The sequence below is a fragment of the Burkholderia sp. MSMB1498 genome, assembly GCF_001526245.1.
GTDB classification, from domain to species: Bacteria; Pseudomonadota; Gammaproteobacteria; order Burkholderiales; family Burkholderiaceae; genus Burkholderia; species Burkholderia savannae.
Window position 1 is genome coordinate 137,002 of record NZ_LOYJ01000053.1, and the last position, 15,348, is coordinate 152,349.

The 15,348-nt window shown below is 67.4% G+C and carries 18 protein-coding genes; 16 read left to right on the top strand and 2 right to left on the bottom strand.

Features of this window, described 5'->3' with window-relative positions; all coding sequences use genetic code 11:
• From ctaD to WS91_RS09735, 5 genes are all read left to right on the top strand, one after another.
• Positions 1-1,608, top strand: coding sequence for a cytochrome c oxidase subunit I (gene ctaD, locus WS91_RS09720; protein ID WP_038750533.1), 1,608 nt, complete (start codon positions 1-3; stop codon positions 1,606-1,608).
• Positions 1,609-1,679: 71 nt separating this feature from the next.
• The gene (locus WS91_RS32710) at positions 1,680-1,820 is read left to right on the top strand and encodes a cytochrome oxidase small assembly protein (RefSeq protein WP_004550920.1); all 141 of its coding nucleotides are present in this window, start codon (positions 1,680-1,682) and stop codon (positions 1,818-1,820) included.
• A gap of 21 nt (positions 1,821-1,841) precedes the next feature.
• Positions 1,842-2,447: a cytochrome c oxidase assembly protein gene (locus tag WS91_RS09725; protein ID WP_038750530.1), complete on the top strand. Its 606-nt coding sequence runs from the start codon at positions 1,842-1,844 to the stop codon at positions 2,445-2,447.
• 16 nt (positions 2,448-2,463) lie between these two features.
• Entirely contained in the window at positions 2,464-2,667 is a 204-nt protein-coding gene (locus WS91_RS09730) for a DUF2970 domain-containing protein (protein WP_059644178.1), read from the top strand.
• A 130-nt stretch (positions 2,668-2,797) separates the two neighbouring features.
• Positions 2,798-3,655, top strand: coding sequence for a cytochrome c oxidase subunit 3 (locus WS91_RS09735; RefSeq protein ID WP_006024431.1), 858 nt, complete (start codon positions 2,798-2,800; stop codon positions 3,653-3,655).
• A gap of 157 nt (positions 3,656-3,812) precedes the next feature.
• Here WS91_RS09735 and WS91_RS09740 read toward each other — a convergent pair whose 3' ends face one another.
• A complete protein-coding gene (locus WS91_RS09740) occupies positions 3,813-4,022 on the bottom strand; it encodes a twin transmembrane helix small protein (protein ID WP_004200193.1) in 210 nt (69 codons plus the stop codon).
• An 87-nt stretch (positions 4,023-4,109) separates the two neighbouring features.
• Here WS91_RS09740 and WS91_RS09745 point away from each other — a divergent pair, with 87 nt between their 5' ends.
• From WS91_RS09745 to WS91_RS09765, 5 genes are all read left to right on the top strand, one after another.
• Positions 4,110-4,823, top strand: coding sequence for an SURF1 family protein (locus tag WS91_RS09745; RefSeq protein ID WP_038750524.1), 714 nt, complete (start codon positions 4,110-4,112; stop codon positions 4,821-4,823).
• A gap of 64 nt (positions 4,824-4,887) precedes the next feature.
• Positions 4,888-5,529 (top strand): SCO family protein, encoded by a 642-nt coding sequence (locus WS91_RS09750; protein WP_038750625.1) that lies wholly within the window; start codon positions 4,888-4,890, stop codon positions 5,527-5,529.
• A 43-nt stretch (positions 5,530-5,572) separates the two neighbouring features.
• Entirely contained in the window at positions 5,573-6,682 is a 1,110-nt protein-coding gene (locus WS91_RS09755) for a COX15/CtaA family protein (protein ID WP_038750521.1), read from the top strand.
• A 12-nt stretch (positions 6,683-6,694) separates the two neighbouring features.
• Positions 6,695-7,597: a heme o synthase gene (gene cyoE, locus WS91_RS09760; RefSeq protein WP_038750518.1), complete on the top strand. Its 903-nt coding sequence runs from the start codon at positions 6,695-6,697 to the stop codon at positions 7,595-7,597.
• Between the two features lie 19 nt (positions 7,598-7,616).
• Positions 7,617-8,234 carry an SCO family protein gene (locus tag WS91_RS09765; RefSeq protein WP_059670187.1) on the top strand — a complete coding sequence of 206 codons (618 nt, stop codon included), beginning with the start codon at positions 7,617-7,619 and terminating at the stop codon, positions 8,232-8,234.
• Between the two features lie 232 nt (positions 8,235-8,466).
• On the opposite strand, the gene WS91_RS09770 is transcribed toward WS91_RS09765, so the two are convergent.
• Positions 8,467-8,757 carry a YciI family protein gene (locus WS91_RS09770; RefSeq protein WP_038750623.1) on the bottom strand — a complete coding sequence of 97 codons (291 nt, stop codon included), beginning with the start codon at positions 8,755-8,757 and terminating at the stop codon, positions 8,467-8,469.
• A gap of 187 nt (positions 8,758-8,944) precedes the next feature.
• Here WS91_RS09770 and WS91_RS09775 point away from each other — a divergent pair, with 187 nt between their 5' ends.
• The 6 genes from WS91_RS09775 to WS91_RS09795 all read left to right on the top strand — a co-directional run bounded on the left by WS91_RS09775 (position 8,945) and on the right by WS91_RS09795 (position 14,705).
• A complete protein-coding gene (locus tag WS91_RS09775) occupies positions 8,945-10,579 on the top strand; it encodes a methyl-accepting chemotaxis protein (protein WP_059584375.1) in 1,635 nt (544 codons plus the stop codon).
• Positions 10,576-10,728, top strand: coding sequence for a permease (locus WS91_RS32715; protein WP_081989920.1), 153 nt, complete (start codon positions 10,576-10,578; stop codon positions 10,726-10,728). The genes WS91_RS09775 and WS91_RS32715 overlap by 4 nt, the downstream gene beginning before the upstream one ends.
• Complete coding sequence (locus WS91_RS09780) at positions 10,729-11,538, top strand: MetQ/NlpA family ABC transporter substrate-binding protein (protein WP_059670188.1); 810 nt, start codon at positions 10,729-10,731, stop codon at positions 11,536-11,538.
• Between the two features lie 259 nt (positions 11,539-11,797).
• On the top strand, positions 11,798-12,769 hold the full coding sequence (locus WS91_RS09785) for an ABC transporter substrate-binding protein (RefSeq protein ID WP_059584377.1): 972 nt from the start codon (positions 11,798-11,800) through the stop codon (positions 12,767-12,769).
• Positions 12,770-13,013: 244 nt separating this feature from the next.
• Entirely contained in the window at positions 13,014-13,910 is an 897-nt protein-coding gene (locus tag WS91_RS09790) for an ABC transporter permease (RefSeq protein ID WP_059670189.1), read from the top strand.
• Positions 13,911-14,705: an ABC transporter ATP-binding protein gene (locus tag WS91_RS09795; RefSeq protein WP_059584383.1), complete on the top strand. Its 795-nt coding sequence runs from the start codon at positions 13,911-13,913 to the stop codon at positions 14,703-14,705.
• The last annotated feature ends 643 nt before the right edge of the window (positions 14,706-15,348 follow it).

Sequence of the window (15,348 nt, forward strand, 5' to 3'; positions counted from 1 at the left end):
ATGTCTAGCATCGGGCACGACGTAGCCGCGGGCCACGCGCACGACGACCACGCGCACGAAACCCCGCACGGCTGGCGGCGCTGGCTGTTCGCCACCAACCACAAGGATATCGGTACGCTGTACCTGCTGTTCTCGTTCATCATGTTCCTGTCGGGCGGCGTAATGGCGCTCGCGATTCGCGCCGAGCTGTTCGAACCGGGCCTGCAGATCATGCGGCCCGAGTTCTTCAACCAGCTGACGACGATGCACGGCCTCATCATGGTGTTCGGCGCGATCATGCCGGCCTTCGTCGGCTTCGCGAACTGGATGATTCCGCTGCAGATCGGCGCGTCGGACATGGCGTTCGCGCGGATGAACAACTTCAGCTTCTGGCTGCTGCCCGTCGCGGCGGTGCTGCTCGTCGGCTCGTTCTTCTCGCCGGGCGGCGCGACGGCGGCCGGCTGGACGCTCTACGCGCCGCTGTCGACGCAGATGGGCCCGGGCATGGACTTCGCGATCTTCGCGGTGCACATCATGGGCGCGTCGTCGATCATGGGCGGGATCAACATCGTCGTGACGATCCTGAACATGCGCGCGCCGGGCATGACGCTGATGAAGATGCCGATGTTCGCGTGGACGTGGCTGATCACGGCCTACCTGCTGATCGCGGTGATGCCGGTTCTGGCCGGCGCGATCACGATGGTGCTGTTCGACCGCCACTTCGGCACGTCGTTCTTCAACGCGGCGGGCGGCGGCGATCCGGTGATGTACCAGCACATCTTCTGGTTCTTCGGGCACCCCGAGGTGTACATCATGATTCTGCCGGCGTTCGGGATCGTGTCGCAGGTGATCCCGGCGTTCTCGCGCAAGCCGCTGTTCGGCTATAGCTCGATGGTGTACGCGACGGCGTCGATCGCGATCCTGTCGTTCATGGTCTGGGCGCACCATATGTTCGCGACCGGCATGCCGGTCACGGGCCAACTGTTCTTCATGTACGCGACGATGCTGATCGCGGTGCCGACGGGCGTGAAGGTGTTCAACTGGACGGCCACGATGTGGCGCGGCTCGCTGACGTTCGAGACGCCGATGCTGTTCGCGATCGGCTTCCTGTTCGTGTTCACGATGGGCGGCTTCACGGGCCTGATGCTCGCGATGGCGCCGCTCGACATCCAGTACCACGGCACGTACTTCGTCGTCGCGCACTTCCACTACGTGCTCGTCGCGGGCTCGCTGTTCGCGCTCTTCGCCGGGTGGTACTACTGGGCGCCGAAGTGGACGGGCTGGATGTACAACGAGACGCGCGGGAAGATCCACTTCTGGGCGTCGATGATCACCTTCAACATCACGTTCTTCCCGATGCATTTCGTCGGCCTCGCGGGCATGCCGCGTCGCTATGCGGACTACCCGGCGCAGTTCACCGATTTCAACCAGCTTGCGACGATCGGCGCGTTCGGCTTCGGCCTCGCGCAGGTGTACTTCCTGTTCGCGGTCGTGCTGCCCGCGTATCGCGGCGGCGGCGAGCTCGAGCGCGCTTCCGACAAGCCGTGGGACGGCGCGACGGGCCTCGAATGGACGGTGCCGAGCCCGGCTCCGTTCCACACGTTCGAGCATCCGCCGACGGTCGAGTAACGGATTGACGGCGTTCGCCGCCCGCGTCGCGCGACGCGGGCGGCGGAAAACACGATCGAAGAATATTTCGCATGACCCGGAATTCACAAAAAAGACGAACGCCCGACGAGATTCGCGCGGGCAACAAGCGGCTGCTCTTGATCCTGCTCATCGTCGTCGCCGTTTTCTTTGTGGGTGCCGTCGTCCGGCAGTGGATCGCGTCCACGTCGTGACGCAGTATTGAGGAAGTCCTGATGTCGAAGTCCGACGCGAACGTCGATCGCGCGTTCAACCGGTCGATGCTCCTGAAGCTCGTCGTCGTGGCGGGGCTGATGTTCGGCTTTGGCTTCGCGCTCGTGCCGATGTACCGCGCGATTTGCCAGATCACCGGCATCAACAACCTGCTGCAGCGCGACGTCAGCGAGCGAGAGGCGAAGAATACGCAGATCGATTACACCCGGACGGTGTCGATCGAGCTCGACGCGAACGCGCGCGGCCCGCTCGGCTTCAAGCCGCAGCGCAGCAGCATCGACGTGCATCCGGGCGAGTTGACGACGGTCGTCTACGAAGTGACGAACGGGCAGGGCCGCACGGTGGTCGCGCAGGCGATCCCGAGCTATGCGCCGAAGCAGGCCACCGAGTTCTTCAAGAAGATCGAGTGCTTCTGCTTCACGCAACAGACGCTCGCGGCGAACGAGACGCGCGACATGCCGGTGGTGTTCGTGATCGATCCGAAGCTGCCGAAGGACGTGAAGACGATCACGCTGTCGTACACGTTCTTCGAGCTGAACACGCCCGCGCCCGCCGTGAAGGGCGCGGCGGGGCAGGCGGGCGGCGCCGCGGCGAAGCCTGCCGCGTGACATTGGGGAGGCGACGTTGGTGAGCGGAGCGAACAACAAGAGCACGTTCGTCCAGACGATCAAGGCGGTGATGTGGTCGTTCTTCGGCGTGCGCAGGCGGCGCGATCTCGAGGCGGACGCGACGCAGCTGAACCCGCTGCACGTGCTGATCGCCGCGCTGATCGGGGCGGCGGTCTTCGTCGGCGTGCTGATCCTGATCGTGCACGCGGTGGTCGGGTAGCAAGTGCGGATCGAAGCGGGCGCGCCGCCGTGCGCATTCGCGAGCAGAAAGCGAGGCGGCGCCGCGTGCGCCGCCTGAGAAATAAGCCGGATCGTTCCGGAACAAATTGGACTGAAGCGGAGAATCAAGCATGACCGGTCAAAACGAGAGCCCGTACTATTTCGTGCCGCACCCGTCGCAGCACCCGATCAGCGCGGCCATCGGCCTGCTGATCATGCTCGGCTCGTTCGCGCTGTGGGTCAACGGCGAGCCGTGGGCGCCCTACACGGCGCTCGTCGGCCTGCTGTGGCTGCTGTTCGTGCTGTATCACTGGTTCGGCGACGCGATCGCCGAGTCGGAAGGCGGAATGTACGGCAAGCGCGTCGACAAGTCGTACCGCTGGAGCATGAGCTGGTTCATCTTCTCCGAAGTGATGTTCTTCGGCGCGTTCTTCGGCGCGCTGTTCTATGCGCGCGAAATCGCGATGCATCAGCTCGGCAGCCTCGACTACAAGCTGATCTGGCCGGATTTCTCCGCCGTGTGGCCGAACGAAGGCCCGGGCGCGCTCGTCGGCCACTTCAAGACGATGGGCCCGTGGCCGATCCCGACCCTCAACACCGCGCTGCTGCTGTCGTCGGGCGCGACGCTGACCGTGTCGCACCACGCGCTGCGCGAAGATCACCGCGGCAAGGCGATCGCATGGCTCGCCGCGACGCTCGTGCTCGGCGTGTGCTTCCTGTTCCTGCAGGGCTTCGAATACTTCCACGCGTACAACGAGCTGAACCTGACGCTCGGCTCCGGCGTGTACGGCTCGACGTTCTTCCTGCTGACGGGCTTCCACGGCTTCCACGTGTTTCTCGGCGGCACGATGCTCGCGGTGGTGCTGGTGCGGATGATCCGCGGCCACTTCAAGCCGGATCACCATTTCGCCTTCGAAGGCGCCGCGTGGTACTGGCACTTCGTCGACGTCGTCTGGCTCGGCCTGTACGTCGTCGTCTACTGGCTGTAAAACGAAACGGCCCGCGCAGTGATGCGCGGGCCGTTTGCTTGGTTCGTCGGCGTTGCGATGCGCGCCGAAGCGCCGCGGGCCGACCAGTGCGCCGCCCCGACTTCGTCGGGCGGCGCTTTTGCTTGAATGGGCGGCATGCGTGCGGCGTTATGCCGCATCAGCGGCCGATCGGAATGCCGGTCGAATGAATCCAGCCCATCCAGTTCGCGAACAGGATGAAGAGGAACAGCGAGATCGACAGCCCGACCCGCATCGCGAGCGACCAGACCATCCGCTTCGTATGGCCGCGGTCGTGCATCATGAAATACAGCGCCGACACCATGCTGGCGATGATGAGTACGAAGGCGATCGGAACGAGAATGTGCATGAAGCAAACCGGTAACCGGCAGTTAGAGGAAGAAAAATTCATTATCGCATTTCGGTCGGGCGGCCGTCGCGCCCGGGGGGCGGCGCGATGAAGATTCGCTGGCTGCCCGCGCTGCTGATTCTCGCGGTGATCGCGGTGACGGTGCGGCTCGGTTTCTGGCAGCTCGATCGCGCGCATCAGAAGGAGGCGCTCGAGGCGCGGATCGCGCGCTACGAGCACGCGAATCCCGTCGACGTGCCGCGCGAGAGCGTCGCGCTGAAGGACATCGAGTTTCATCGCGTGCGCGCGGTCGGGCGCTTCATGCCGGAACTCGCGGTGTTTCTCGACAACCGGCCGTACAACGATCAGCCGGGCTTCTACGTCGTGATGCCGATGAAGCTCGCGAACGGCGGCTACGTGCTCGTGAATCGCGGCTGGCTGCCGCGCAATTTCGCGGACCGCACCGCGATCGAGCCGTTCGCGACGCCCGCGGGCGACGTGACGGTCGAGGGCATCGCGCGCGGCGACGCGTCGCGTGCGTTCGAGCTCGGCGAGGGCGGCTCGGCCGAGCGTCAAAAGATCCGGCAGAATCTCGACGCCGCCGCGTACGCGCACGAAACGGGCCTGCCGCTGCAGCCGTTCGTGATTCAGCAGACGAGCGACGACGGCGACAAGCTCGTGCGCGACTGGCCCGCGCCGACGACGGGCGTCGAGCGCAACTACGGCTACATGTTCCAGTGGTGGGGCATGGCGGCGGCCGCCGCCGGCTTCGGCCTGTATGCCGCGCGCCGCGCGGCGAAAAAGCAATCCGGCGACGCGTGAGCGCGGCGCAGGCGAGTCGCGCGGCGCCGCGCGACGTCCATCGTTTCAAGAGGTCTTTCTGGTGATGCAATCTTCCCGTCCGACGCAGCCGCAACGCGGCCAGCAAGCGGCACCCGCGCAGCGCGGTTCTTGGAAGCGCGGCCGCTGGGTGCTGCTCGCGCTCGCGCTCGTGTGCGCCGCGCCCGTGATCGCGTCGTATTTCACGTATTACGTGATCAAGCCGCGCGGCGGCGCAACCAACTACGGCACGCTGATCGAGCCGCAGCGGCCGATTCCGCCCGATCTGAGCGTCGTCGACGAGACGGGCAAGACGGTGCCGCTCGCGTCGCTGCGCGGCGTGTGGCTGTTCGTGATGGAAGACGGCGGCGCGTGCGGCGACGCGTGCGCGAAAAAGCTCTACTTCATGCGCCAGGTGCGCGCGACGCAGGCGGGCGAGCGGCACCGGATCACGATGGTGTGGCTCAAGAGCGACGCGGCGAACGTGCCGGCGGCGATCGCCGACGCGTATCCGGACACGCGCACGCTGCGCGCCGATCCGGCCGCGGTCGCCGCATGGCTGCCCGCCGACGCGGGCACGCAGGTTGCCGATCACCTCTATCTCGTCGATCCGAACGGCAACCTGATGATGCGTTTCCCGAAGAATCCGGACCCGAGCAAGATCAAGAGCGACGTGACGAAACTCCTCAAGTGGTCGAGCATCGGTTGAGCGCCGGCCGCGACCGGCGATAGAGGGTAAGAGAGAGATCCAGATGTATCTATTGCAACTCGGCCTGATCGGCCTCTGCATCGCGCTGCTGCCGCTGTCGTACGTGTGGGTGAAGGCCGACGACGACAAATTCCGCAAGCTCGTCTGGTTGACGACGTTCCTCACGCTCGATCTCGTGATGTTCGGCGGCTTCACGCGCCTGACCGATTCCGGCCTCGGCTGCCCGGACTGGCCGGGGTGCTACGGCACGTCGTCGCCGTTCATCGCGCACGCGGCGATCACGGCCGCGCATCAGGCGATGCCGACGGGGCCCGTCAGCATGACGAAGGCGTGGATCGAGATGATCCATCGTTATTTCGCGATGGCGATCGGCGTGCTGATCATCGCGCAGACGGTGATCGCCTGGGCCGCGCGGCTGCGCCGCAAGCCGCTTCACGTGTCGCCGTGGTGGCCGACGAGCCTGTTGCTGCTGATTCTCGTGCAGGGCGCGTTCGGCGCATGGACCGTGACGATGAAGCTGCAGCCCGTGATCGTGACGATCCACCTGCTGCTCGGCCTGGCGCTGCTCGGCACGCTCGGCTGGCTCGCCGCGCGCCAGACGCCGCTGCCCGCGCACGAGCCCGAGGCCGGGCGCCATCGCGCGGCGGCGCTCGCCGCGCTCGTGCTGCTCGTCGCGCAGATCGCGCTCGGCGGCTGGGTCAGCACGAACTACGCGGTGCTCGCGTGCACCGATTTCCCGACCTGCAACGGCGCGTGGATTCCGCCGATGGATTTCCGCAACGGCTTCCATCTGTGGCGCGCGCTCGGCATGACGAACGACGGCGACGCGATCACGCAGGACGCGCTCGTCGCGATCCACTGGACGCACCGGACGTTCGCGTTCGTCGTCGTCGCGTACCTGATCGCGTTCGCGCTGAAGATGCGCCGCTTCGCGTCGCTGCGGCGGCCGGCGAACGGCGTGCTCGCCGTCGTGGTGCTGCAGTTCGTCACGGGTTTGACGAATATCGTGCTGCAGTGGCCTTTGCCCGTCGCGGTCGCGCACAACGGGGGGGCCGCGATCCTGCTTCTCCTCGTCGTCATGCTAAACTTTCGCATCCTTTCAAGCCGTCCCGGCCGCGTCGCGCAACCCGCGCGCGACGCCGCGCCCGCGTGACGTTGACCTTACATGGACACCACACTTTCCCAAACGCCCGGTAGCCGCCTCTCCCAGTATCTGGCGCTGACGAAGCCTCGCGTCACGCAGCTCGCCGTGTTCTGCGCGGTGATCGGGATGTTCCTCGCGACGCCGGGGATGGTGCCGTGGAAAGTGCTGCTCGGCGGCACGGTCGGCATCTGGCTGCTCGCGGGCGCGGCGTTCGCGATCAATTGCCTCGTCGAGCAGAAGATCGACGCGATGATGCGGCGCACCGCGTGGCGGCCGTCCGCGCGCGGCGAGATCACGACCGCGCAGATCCTCGCGTTCTCCACCGTGCTGGGCGGCCTCGGCGCATGGACGCTCTACACGTTCACGAATCCGCTGACGATGTGGCTCACGATCGCGACGTTCGTCGGCTACGCGGTGATCTACACGCTGCTGCTCAAGCCGATGACGCCGCAGAACATCGTGATCGGCGGCGCGTCGGGCGCGATGCCGCCCGCGCTCGGCTGGGCGGCCGTCACGGGCGCGGTGCCGGGCGACGCGTGGATTCTCGTCCTCATCATCTTCGTGTGGACGCCGCCGCACTTCTGGGTGCTCGCGCTGTACCGCCGCAAGGACTACGAGAACGCGGGCCTGCCGATGCTGCCCGTCACGCACGGCGAGAAGTTCACGCGGCTGCACATCCTGCTGTACACGGTGATCCTGTTCGCCGTCACGATGATGCCGTTCATCTCCGGGATGAGCGGGGCCGTCTATCTGACGAGCGCCGTGCTGCTCGGCGCGATCTTCCTCGCGTATGCGTGGAAGATCTATCGCGACTATTCGGATGCGCTCGCGCGCCGCGCGTTCCGCTATTCGATCGTCTATCTGTCGTTGCTGTTCGCGGCGCTCCTCGTCGACCATTACGCACGTCCCGTGATCGGGATGTAACTCCAACGGTTCGATTGCAATGCTCAAATCCCTGTTCGCACGCCGCCGCGCGCAGCGCGGCTGGTTGTTCGCCTGCGCGCTCGCGGGCGCGCTGCTGATCGCGGGCTGCGACAAGCAGCCCGCATTCCAGAATCTCGACATCACCGGCAACACGCAATTCGGCAGCGACTTCGCGCTGCCGGACACGGCGGGCAAGGTTCGCACGCTCGGCGAATTCAAGGGCAAGGCGGTTGTCGTGTTCTTCGGCTACACGCATTGCCCGGACGTGTGCCCGACGACGATGGCGGAGCTGTCGCAGGCGCTGCAGCAGCTTGGCCCCGACGGCAAGCGCGTGCAGGTGCTGTTCGTCACCGTCGATCCGGAGCGCGACACCGCGGCGCTTCTCGGCCAGTACGTGCCGGCGTTCAACCCGACGTTCATCGGCCTGCGGCCCGCCGACGAAGCGCAACTGAAGAAGGTGACGAAGGACTTCCGCGTGTACTACGCGAAGGTGCCGGGCAAGACGCCCGACAGCTATACGATGGACCACACCGCCGCGAGCTACGTGTTCGATCCGAACGGCAAGCTGCGGCTGTTCGTGCGCGACGGCCAGGGGCCCGGGCCGTGGGTCCACGATCTGAAGCTGCTGCTCGACTGACGCCGGAACGAGCGGCTGTCCGCCGATACGACACGCACCCCGAAGCGCCGGACGTTCCGTCCGGCCTTCGGGGTGTTCTTCATCGCGAGGGCCGCGTGCTCGCCGCGGCGGCTGCGAGCGCCGCGGCGAGCGTCGCGCGCACGGGGGTGTTCGCGCCGGGCAGCCGGTTCCGCTTTCCGGCGATTCGGCCCGCGTCGCGCATCTTCCCCGCGCTGGCCGATTCCGCGAGCGCTTACGGCAGCGCCGGCAGATTGACGCCCGGCGCGACGCGCGTCGTCCTGAATTCGGTGACGGCGTACGTGACGAGCCCCTCCGTGACGAACGGATCGGTTTCGAGGATCGCGTCGAGCTTGTCGCGGTCGATCCGCACCGCGAGGATCACGCCGCCGTCGCGCGGCACCTTCGGCCCGCACGCGACGAACACGCCGGCGTCGAATTGGCGCTGCAGATAGGCGCGGTGGCGTTCGAGCGCGTCGTCGATGCGCTCGAGCGGCGCGGTGTAGCGGATGTCGATCACGTACATGCAGACCTCGTCGAAAAGCGGCCGCGACGCGGTGCCGCGGCCGAGCCGACCTTGTAGCACAGCCTTCGCCGTCGCGCTTCCATTCAAGTTGTAAGCCGGCGTGCCGTAAATAGCGGCAGCGATCGTTCGCGGCCGGGGCCGCGGCGCGGACGGTGCGCAACGAACACGACACGGGAAGGCACACACGATGAACAGAATGAGCTTGAACCGCAAACTGTGGCTGGCGCTTGCGCTCGTATGGATCGGATTGCTGGGGGTAGGCGCGTGGAGCGCCTTCGAGACGCGCGCGACGATGCTCGCCGAGCGCAAGGAAGGGATGGCGAACCTCGTCGATTCGGCGGCGGGCGTCGTGAAGGCGTATCACGCGCTCGCGCAGAGCGGCAAGATGAGCGACGACGACGCGCGGCGCGAAGCGCTCGAGCGCTTGTCGGCGATGCGCTACGGCGATTCCGGCTATCTGTTCGTGATGGATTCGAAGCCGGTCGTGCTGATGCATCCGACGCTGCCGAAGCTCGTCGGCACGCAGGTCGGCGATTATCTGGACCCGGACGGCAAGCCGCTCTTCGTCACGATCCTGAACGCGGCGAAGGAGAGCGGGCGCGGCTTCGCCGAGTATCGCGGCCGGCTGCCGCACAGCGAGACGGCGGTGCCGAAGATCAGCTACGTGACGCGCTTCGCGCCGTGGGACTGGAACATCTCGAGCGGCGTGTTCGTGAAGGACATCGACACCGTCTACTACGAGACGCTCGTCGGCCACCTCGCGGTGGTGTTCGTGATCGGCCTCGTGATCACCGCGGCGATGCTCGTCATCATCCGCAACGTGCGCGCGAGCCTGGGCGGCGAGCCGGACGAGGCGGCCGCGCTCGCCGCGCGGATCGCGTCGGGCGATCTGAGCCGGCCCGTCGCGGTGCGCGCGGGCGACAAGTCGAGCATGATGGCCGCGATGCGCGACATGCAGGGCCGTCTGCAAGCGACGATCGGCGGAATTCGCCAGGCGGCGGAGTCGATCGCGGCGGCGAGCCACGAGATCGCCGCGGGCAACCACGATCTGTCGCAGCGCACCGAGCAGCAGGCCGCATCGCTCGAAGAAACCGCGGCGAGCATGGAAGAGCTGACCGCCACCGTCAAGCAGAACGCCGAGAACGCGCGGCAGGCGAGCGGGCTCGCGAACAGCGCGTCCGAGATCGCGCTGAAGGGCAACGACGTCGTGAGCCGCGTGATCGGCACGATGGGCGAGATCAACGACAGCTCGCAGAAGATCGCCGACATCATCGGGGTGATCGACGGCATCGCGTTCCAGACCAACATCCTCGCGCTGAACGCGGCCGTCGAGGCGGCGCGCGCGGGCGAGCAGGGGCGCGGCTTCGCGGTGGTCGCGGGCGAGGTGCGCTCGCTCGCGCAGCGGAGCGCGACGGCCGCCAAGGAGATCAAGCAGCTGATCGACGCGTCGGTCGAGCGCGTGCACAACGGCTCGGCGCTCGTCGGCCAGGCGGGCGAGACGATGACCGAGATCCTGCAGGCGGTGCGGCGCGTGACCGACATCATGGGCGAGATCGCGGCCGCGTCCGAGGAGCAGTCGAGCGGGATCTCGCAAGTCGGCCGAGCGGTCACGCAGATGGACGAAATGACGCAGCAGAACGCGGCGCTCGTCGAGGAGGCGGCGGCCGCCGCGTCGTCGCTGCAGGAGCAGGCGGCGCGGCTGCGCGAATCGGTGAGCGCGTTCCAGGTCGGCGACGGCGCGGCTGCCGGTGCGGGCGCGGCGGCGGGCGGCGGCCCGAGCGCGGCCCCATCGGCCGGCCGCGTCGAGCCGGCGCTCGCATGACGCAATCCCATACCTATATGAGCGGGATGTATTTCACAGCCTTGCGATCTTGTGACACCATCTGCGCTTTCGTCAGCGCGGCCCGGCCGGTCAGGCCGTCGCGCCCCCTCTATCGAGCCTGGATGGTTCTGCAAGCAAGCGAGACATAGATGAAGCGTCGCACTCTCCTGAAAGTTGTTTCCGCCGTCGCGGCCGCCCTTTCCGTTTCCGTCGGCGCGCAGGCGCAGAGCAAGGTGGTCAAGGTCGGCACGGTCGCGGGCCCCGACGCGCAGGTCTGGCAGGTCGTCCAGAAGGTCGCGAAGGAGAAGCAGGGCCTCGACGTGAAGGTGATCGAGTTCAACGACTACGTGCAGCCGAACGCGGCGCTCGACGCGGGCGATCTCGACGCGAACAGCTTCCAGCACCAGCCGTACCTCGACAGTCAGGTGAAGCAGCGCGGCTACAAGATCGTGAGCGCGGGCCTCACGTACATCTCGCCGATCGGCGTCTATTCGAAGAAGTTCAAATCGCTGAAGGATCTGCCGGCGGGCGCGAAGGTCGCGCTGCCGAACGATCCGTCGAACGAGAACCGCGCGCTGCTGCTGTTGCAGACGCAAGGCGTGATCAAGCTGAAGGCGGGCGCGGGCACGGGCGGCAACAACGCGACCGTGCTCGACGTCGCCGAGAACCCGAAGAAGCTGAAGCTGACCGAGCTCGACGCCGCGCAACTGCCGCGCGTGCTGTCCGACGTCGATGCGGCGGTGATCAACACGAACTACGCGCTCGCGGGGAACCTGCAGCCGACCAAGGACGCGATCGCGCTTGAATCGCTGACGAGCCCGTACGCGAACCTGATCGCCGTGCGCGCGAAGGACAAGGATCAGCCGTGGGTGAAGAAGCTCGTGAAGGCGTATCAGTCGCCGGAAGTGAAGGAGTTCATCGCGAAGCAGTTCAAGGGCTCGATGGTCGCGTCGTTCTGAGCGCCGCCCGATAGCCTCGAATCGCCGGAAGGCCCGCGCATCGCGCGGGCCTTTTGCTTTGGCGAAGGCTCTTTGGGCGAAGCGGTGCGCGGGCCGCCGGCTCGGGCTCGTCGGTACTGTCCCGAAATATTGAATAGTCTGCGGAAATGGTATCCTCGGACGCTTGTCGCCGCGCCCGTTTTTCGGCGCGGCGGCGCGGGCCGCGCACGTTCCGGGGAGCGCGGCCCGCCTACCATTCAGAACCGGGGGAGACAGACTCATGAAACGATTCAAGATCGTTGCCGCTCATTCGATCGCGGCGGGCGTCGCGGCGTTCGCGATGCTCGGCGCGGGCGCCGCGCACGCGCAGACCGTCAAGGTGCTGTCGATCGTCGATCATCCGGCGCTCGACGCGATCCGCGACGGCGTGCGCGCCGAGCTGAAGGCCGAGGGCTACGGCGACGACAAGCTCAAGTGGGAATACCAGAGCGCGCAGGGCAACACGGGCACCGCCGCGCAGATCGCGCGCAAGTTCATCGGCGACAAGCCCGACGTGATCGTCGCGATCGCGACGCCCGCCGCGCAGGCCGTCGTCGCGTCGACGAAGAGCGTGCCCGTCGTCTATTCGGGCGTGACCGATCCCGTCGCCGCGCAGCTCGTCAAGGGCTGGGGGCCGACGGGCACCAACGTGACGGGCGTGTCCGACAAGCTGCCGCTCGACCGGCAGGTCGCGCTCATCAAGCGCGTCGTGCCGAAGGCGAAGACGGTCGGCATGGTCTACAACCCGGGCGAGGCGAACTCGGTCGTCGTCGTGACGGCGCTCAAGGAGATCCTCGCGAAGCAGGGGATGACGCTCAAGGAAGCGGCCGCGCCGCGCACCGTCGACATCGGCCCGGCCGCGAAGAGCCTGATCGGCAAGGTCGACGTGATCTACACGAACACCGACAACAACGTCGTGTCCGCGTACGAATCGCTCGTGAAGGTCGCGAACGAGGCGAAGATTCCGCTCGTCGCGGGCGACACCGACAGCGTGAAGCGCGGCGGCATCGCGGCGCTCGGCATCAACTACGGCGACCTCGGCCGGCAGACGGGCAAGGTCGTCGCGCGCATCCTGAAGGGCGAGAAGCCGGGCGCGATCGCATCGGAGACGAGCAGCAACCTCGAGCTGTTCGTGAACACCGATGCGGCCGCGAAGCAGGGCGTGACGCTCGCGCCCGATCTCGTCAAAGAGGCGCAGACGGTCATCAAGTAACGCGGGCGCGCGAGCCGTCGGAAGACGGACGACGCGGCTCGGTCGGCGCGCGCGGGCGGTCCCGACGGGCTGCGACGCGCGTCGGCGGGCCGCGACGAAGCGCGCAACGCGCGCGGCGGGCGGTCCGGGCCAGTCCGGGCCAGTCCGAGCCGGTCCGGGCGCGGCCGCCGCGCTTGCCGCGCGACGCCGTTCGCCGCGCCCCGTTCCGCCACGCGCAGCACGCTGCAACAGGATTTCCCCAACCATGTCCCTTTTCTCTCTTCTCGGCGCACTGGAGATCGGCCTCATCTTCAGCCTCGTCGCCCTCGGGGTGCTGATCTCGTTTCGCATCCTCAACTTTCCCGATCTGACCGTCGACGGCAGCTTTCCGCTCGGCGGCGCCGTCGCCGCGACGCTGATCGCCGCGGGCCACGATCCTTTCGCGTCGACGCTCGCCGCGATCGCCGCGGGCGCGTGCGCGGGCTTCGTCACCGGCTGGCTCAACGTGCGGCTGAAGATCATGGATCTGCTCGCGAGCATCCTGATGATGATCGCGCTCTATTCGGTGAACCTGCGGATCATGGGCCGGCCGAACGTGCCGCTCATCACCGAGCCCACGCTCTTCACGGTGCTGCAGCCCGACTGGATGCCCGATTACGTGCTGCGCCCGGCGCTGCTCGCCGTCGTCGTCGTGATCGCGAAGCTCGGGCTCGACTGGTTCTTCTCGTCGCAACTCGGCCTCGCGATGCGCGCGACGGGCGCGAATCCGCGGATGGCGCGCGCGCAGGGCGTCGCCACCGGCCGCGCGACGCTCGCCGGCATGGCGCTGTCGAACGCGCTCGTCGCGCTCGCGGGCGCGCTTTTCGCGCAGACGCAGGGCGGCTCGGACATCTCGATGGGGATCGGCACGATCGTGATCGGTCTCGCCGCCGTGATCATCGGCGAGACGCTGCTGCCCGCGCGGCGGCTCTTCCTCACGACGCTCGCCGTCGTGCTCGGCGCGATCCTCTATCGCTTCTTCATCGCGCTCGCGCTGAACAGCGAGTTCATCGGCCTGAAGGCGCAGGATCTGAACCTCGTGACGGCCGTGCTCGTGACGGCCGCGCTCGTGCTGCCCGCGACGCGCAAGAAGCTGTTCGCACGCAAGACGGGAGGCGCGTAAATGCTGTCCGCACAAGACCTGAAGCTCACGTTCAATCCCGGCACGCCGATCGAGACGCGCGCGCTGCGCGGGCTGTCGCTCGAGATCCCGAACGGCCAGTTCGTCGCCGTGATCGGCTCGAACGGCGCCGGGAAATCGACGTTCCTGAACGCGGTGAGCGGCGATCAGCCGGTCGATTCGGGGCGCATCGCGATCGACGGCGTCGACGTCACGCGCAAGCCCGCGTGGGCTCGCGCGCCGCTCGTCGCGCGCGTGTTCCAGGACCCGATGGCGGGCACCTGCGAGGCGCTGACGATCGAGGAGAACATGTCGCTCGCGATGGCGCGCGGCGCGCGGCGCGGTTTTCGATCGGCGCTGAACCGCGCGTCGCGCGAGCTGTTTCGCGACAAGCTGCGGCTACTGAATCTCGGGCTCGAGAACCGGCTCACCGATCGCATCGGCCTGCTGTCGGGCGGGCAGCGGCAGGCGGTGAGCCTCTTGATGGCGTCGCTGCGGCCGTCGCGGATTCTGCTGCTCGACGAGCACACGGCCGCGCTCGATCCGAAGACGGCCGCGTTCGTGCTCGAGCTGACCGCGCGGATCGTCGCCGAGAGCAAGCTGACGACGATGATGGTCACGCACAGCATGCGGCAGGCGCTCGATTACGGCGAGCGCACGGTGATGCTGCATCAGGGGCAGGTGGTGCTCGACGTGTCCGGCGATGAGCGCCGCGGGCTCGACGTGCCGGACCTGCTGCAACTGTTCGAGAAGACGCGGCACGAGAAGCTCGACGACGACGCGTTGCTGCTCGGCTGACGGGCTGCCGGCGGCGGTGGGGCGGGGCCGACGCTTCGGCCGCGGTTCCGGCGGCGGGCAGCGGAGCGGCTGTGTCGTGGTTGTCGTGCGGGTTGTGCGGGTTGCGCGACGGTTGCGCGATCGATGGTTGCGCGGCGTGGCGGCCGTCGCGCACGGCGTTCCGGGCGGTCGACGAATGGGTGTGGCTTGCGGTTTGCGGCTCGTGGTTCGTGGGTTGTGGTTCGTGGCGCGCGGCCCGCGGCTTGCGACGAGGGCGAGCCGTTCGTTCGGGCTTCACGCGCGGCGGCTTCGTTCCGGCACGCGCGGCGGTGGCGGCTTCGTGCGCGCCGCGGCCACTGCGGTCACTGTCGCCGCTTTGCTCGGGCGGACGCCGCGGCCGGCCGGCGCGAGCGGTCTCGGGCGGCTGCCGGCGACGAACCTGCGGCGGTCGGGCCGGCGCGGCCGAGAGCGCATTGCGCGCGGTACGCGGCGGGTTCCGAATCGATTTTCCGTTCACTCCTCTGCCGAATGGCCGGTTTCGCATCGGTTGCTGTGCGTCGCGGATGCGTTGCCATATACTGTACAAACATACAGGTGCGACCTGAAAGTCGCTATCACAACTGTCTTGCCAATAGCAACCGGACAAGACCTGCTGTTCTGCCAG

Bases quoted from the DNA above. Each gene is read 5' to 3' on its own strand.
- WS91_RS09785 (WP_059584377.1), top strand. From the start codon at position 11,798: ATGAAACGATTCAAGATCGTTGCCGCTCATTCGATCGCGGCGGGCGTC.
- WS91_RS09750 (WP_038750625.1), top strand. From the start codon at position 4,888: ATGCAATCTTCCCGTCCGACGCAGCCGCAACGCGGCCAGCAAGCGGCA.
- WS91_RS09795 (WP_059584383.1), top strand. From the start codon at position 13,911: ATGCTGTCCGCACAAGACCTGAAGCTCACGTTCAATCCCGGCACGCCG.
- WS91_RS09775 (WP_059584375.1), top strand. From the start codon at position 8,945: ATGAACAGAATGAGCTTGAACCGCAAACTGTGGCTGGCGCTTGCGCTC.
- ctaD (WP_038750533.1), top strand. From the start codon at position 1: ATGTCTAGCATCGGGCACGACGTAGCCGCGGGCCACGCGCACGACGAC.
- WS91_RS32710 (WP_004550920.1), top strand. From the start codon at position 1,680: ATGACCCGGAATTCACAAAAAAGACGAACGCCCGACGAGATTCGCGCG.
- WS91_RS09745 (WP_038750524.1), top strand. From the start codon at position 4,110: ATGAAGATTCGCTGGCTGCCCGCGCTGCTGATTCTCGCGGTGATCGCG.
- cyoE (WP_038750518.1), top strand. From the start codon at position 6,695: ATGGACACCACACTTTCCCAAACGCCCGGTAGCCGCCTCTCCCAGTAT.
- WS91_RS09735 (WP_006024431.1), top strand. From the start codon at position 2,798: ATGACCGGTCAAAACGAGAGCCCGTACTATTTCGTGCCGCACCCGTCG.
- WS91_RS09755 (WP_038750521.1), top strand. From the start codon at position 5,573: ATGTATCTATTGCAACTCGGCCTGATCGGCCTCTGCATCGCGCTGCTG.
- WS91_RS09725 (WP_038750530.1), top strand. From the start codon at position 1,842: ATGTCGAAGTCCGACGCGAACGTCGATCGCGCGTTCAACCGGTCGATG.
- WS91_RS09780 (WP_059670188.1), top strand. From the start codon at position 10,729: ATGAAGCGTCGCACTCTCCTGAAAGTTGTTTCCGCCGTCGCGGCCGCC.
- WS91_RS09790 (WP_059670189.1), top strand. From the start codon at position 13,014: ATGTCCCTTTTCTCTCTTCTCGGCGCACTGGAGATCGGCCTCATCTTC.
- WS91_RS32715 (WP_081989920.1), top strand. From the start codon at position 10,576: ATGACGCAATCCCATACCTATATGAGCGGGATGTATTTCACAGCCTTG.
- WS91_RS09740 (WP_004200193.1), bottom strand. From the start codon at position 4,022: ATGCACATTCTCGTTCCGATCGCCTTCGTACTCATCATCGCCAGCATG.
- WS91_RS09765 (WP_059670187.1), top strand. From the start codon at position 7,617: ATGCTCAAATCCCTGTTCGCACGCCGCCGCGCGCAGCGCGGCTGGTTG.
- WS91_RS09770 (WP_038750623.1), bottom strand. From the start codon at position 8,757: ATGTACGTGATCGACATCCGCTACACCGCGCCGCTCGAGCGCATCGAC.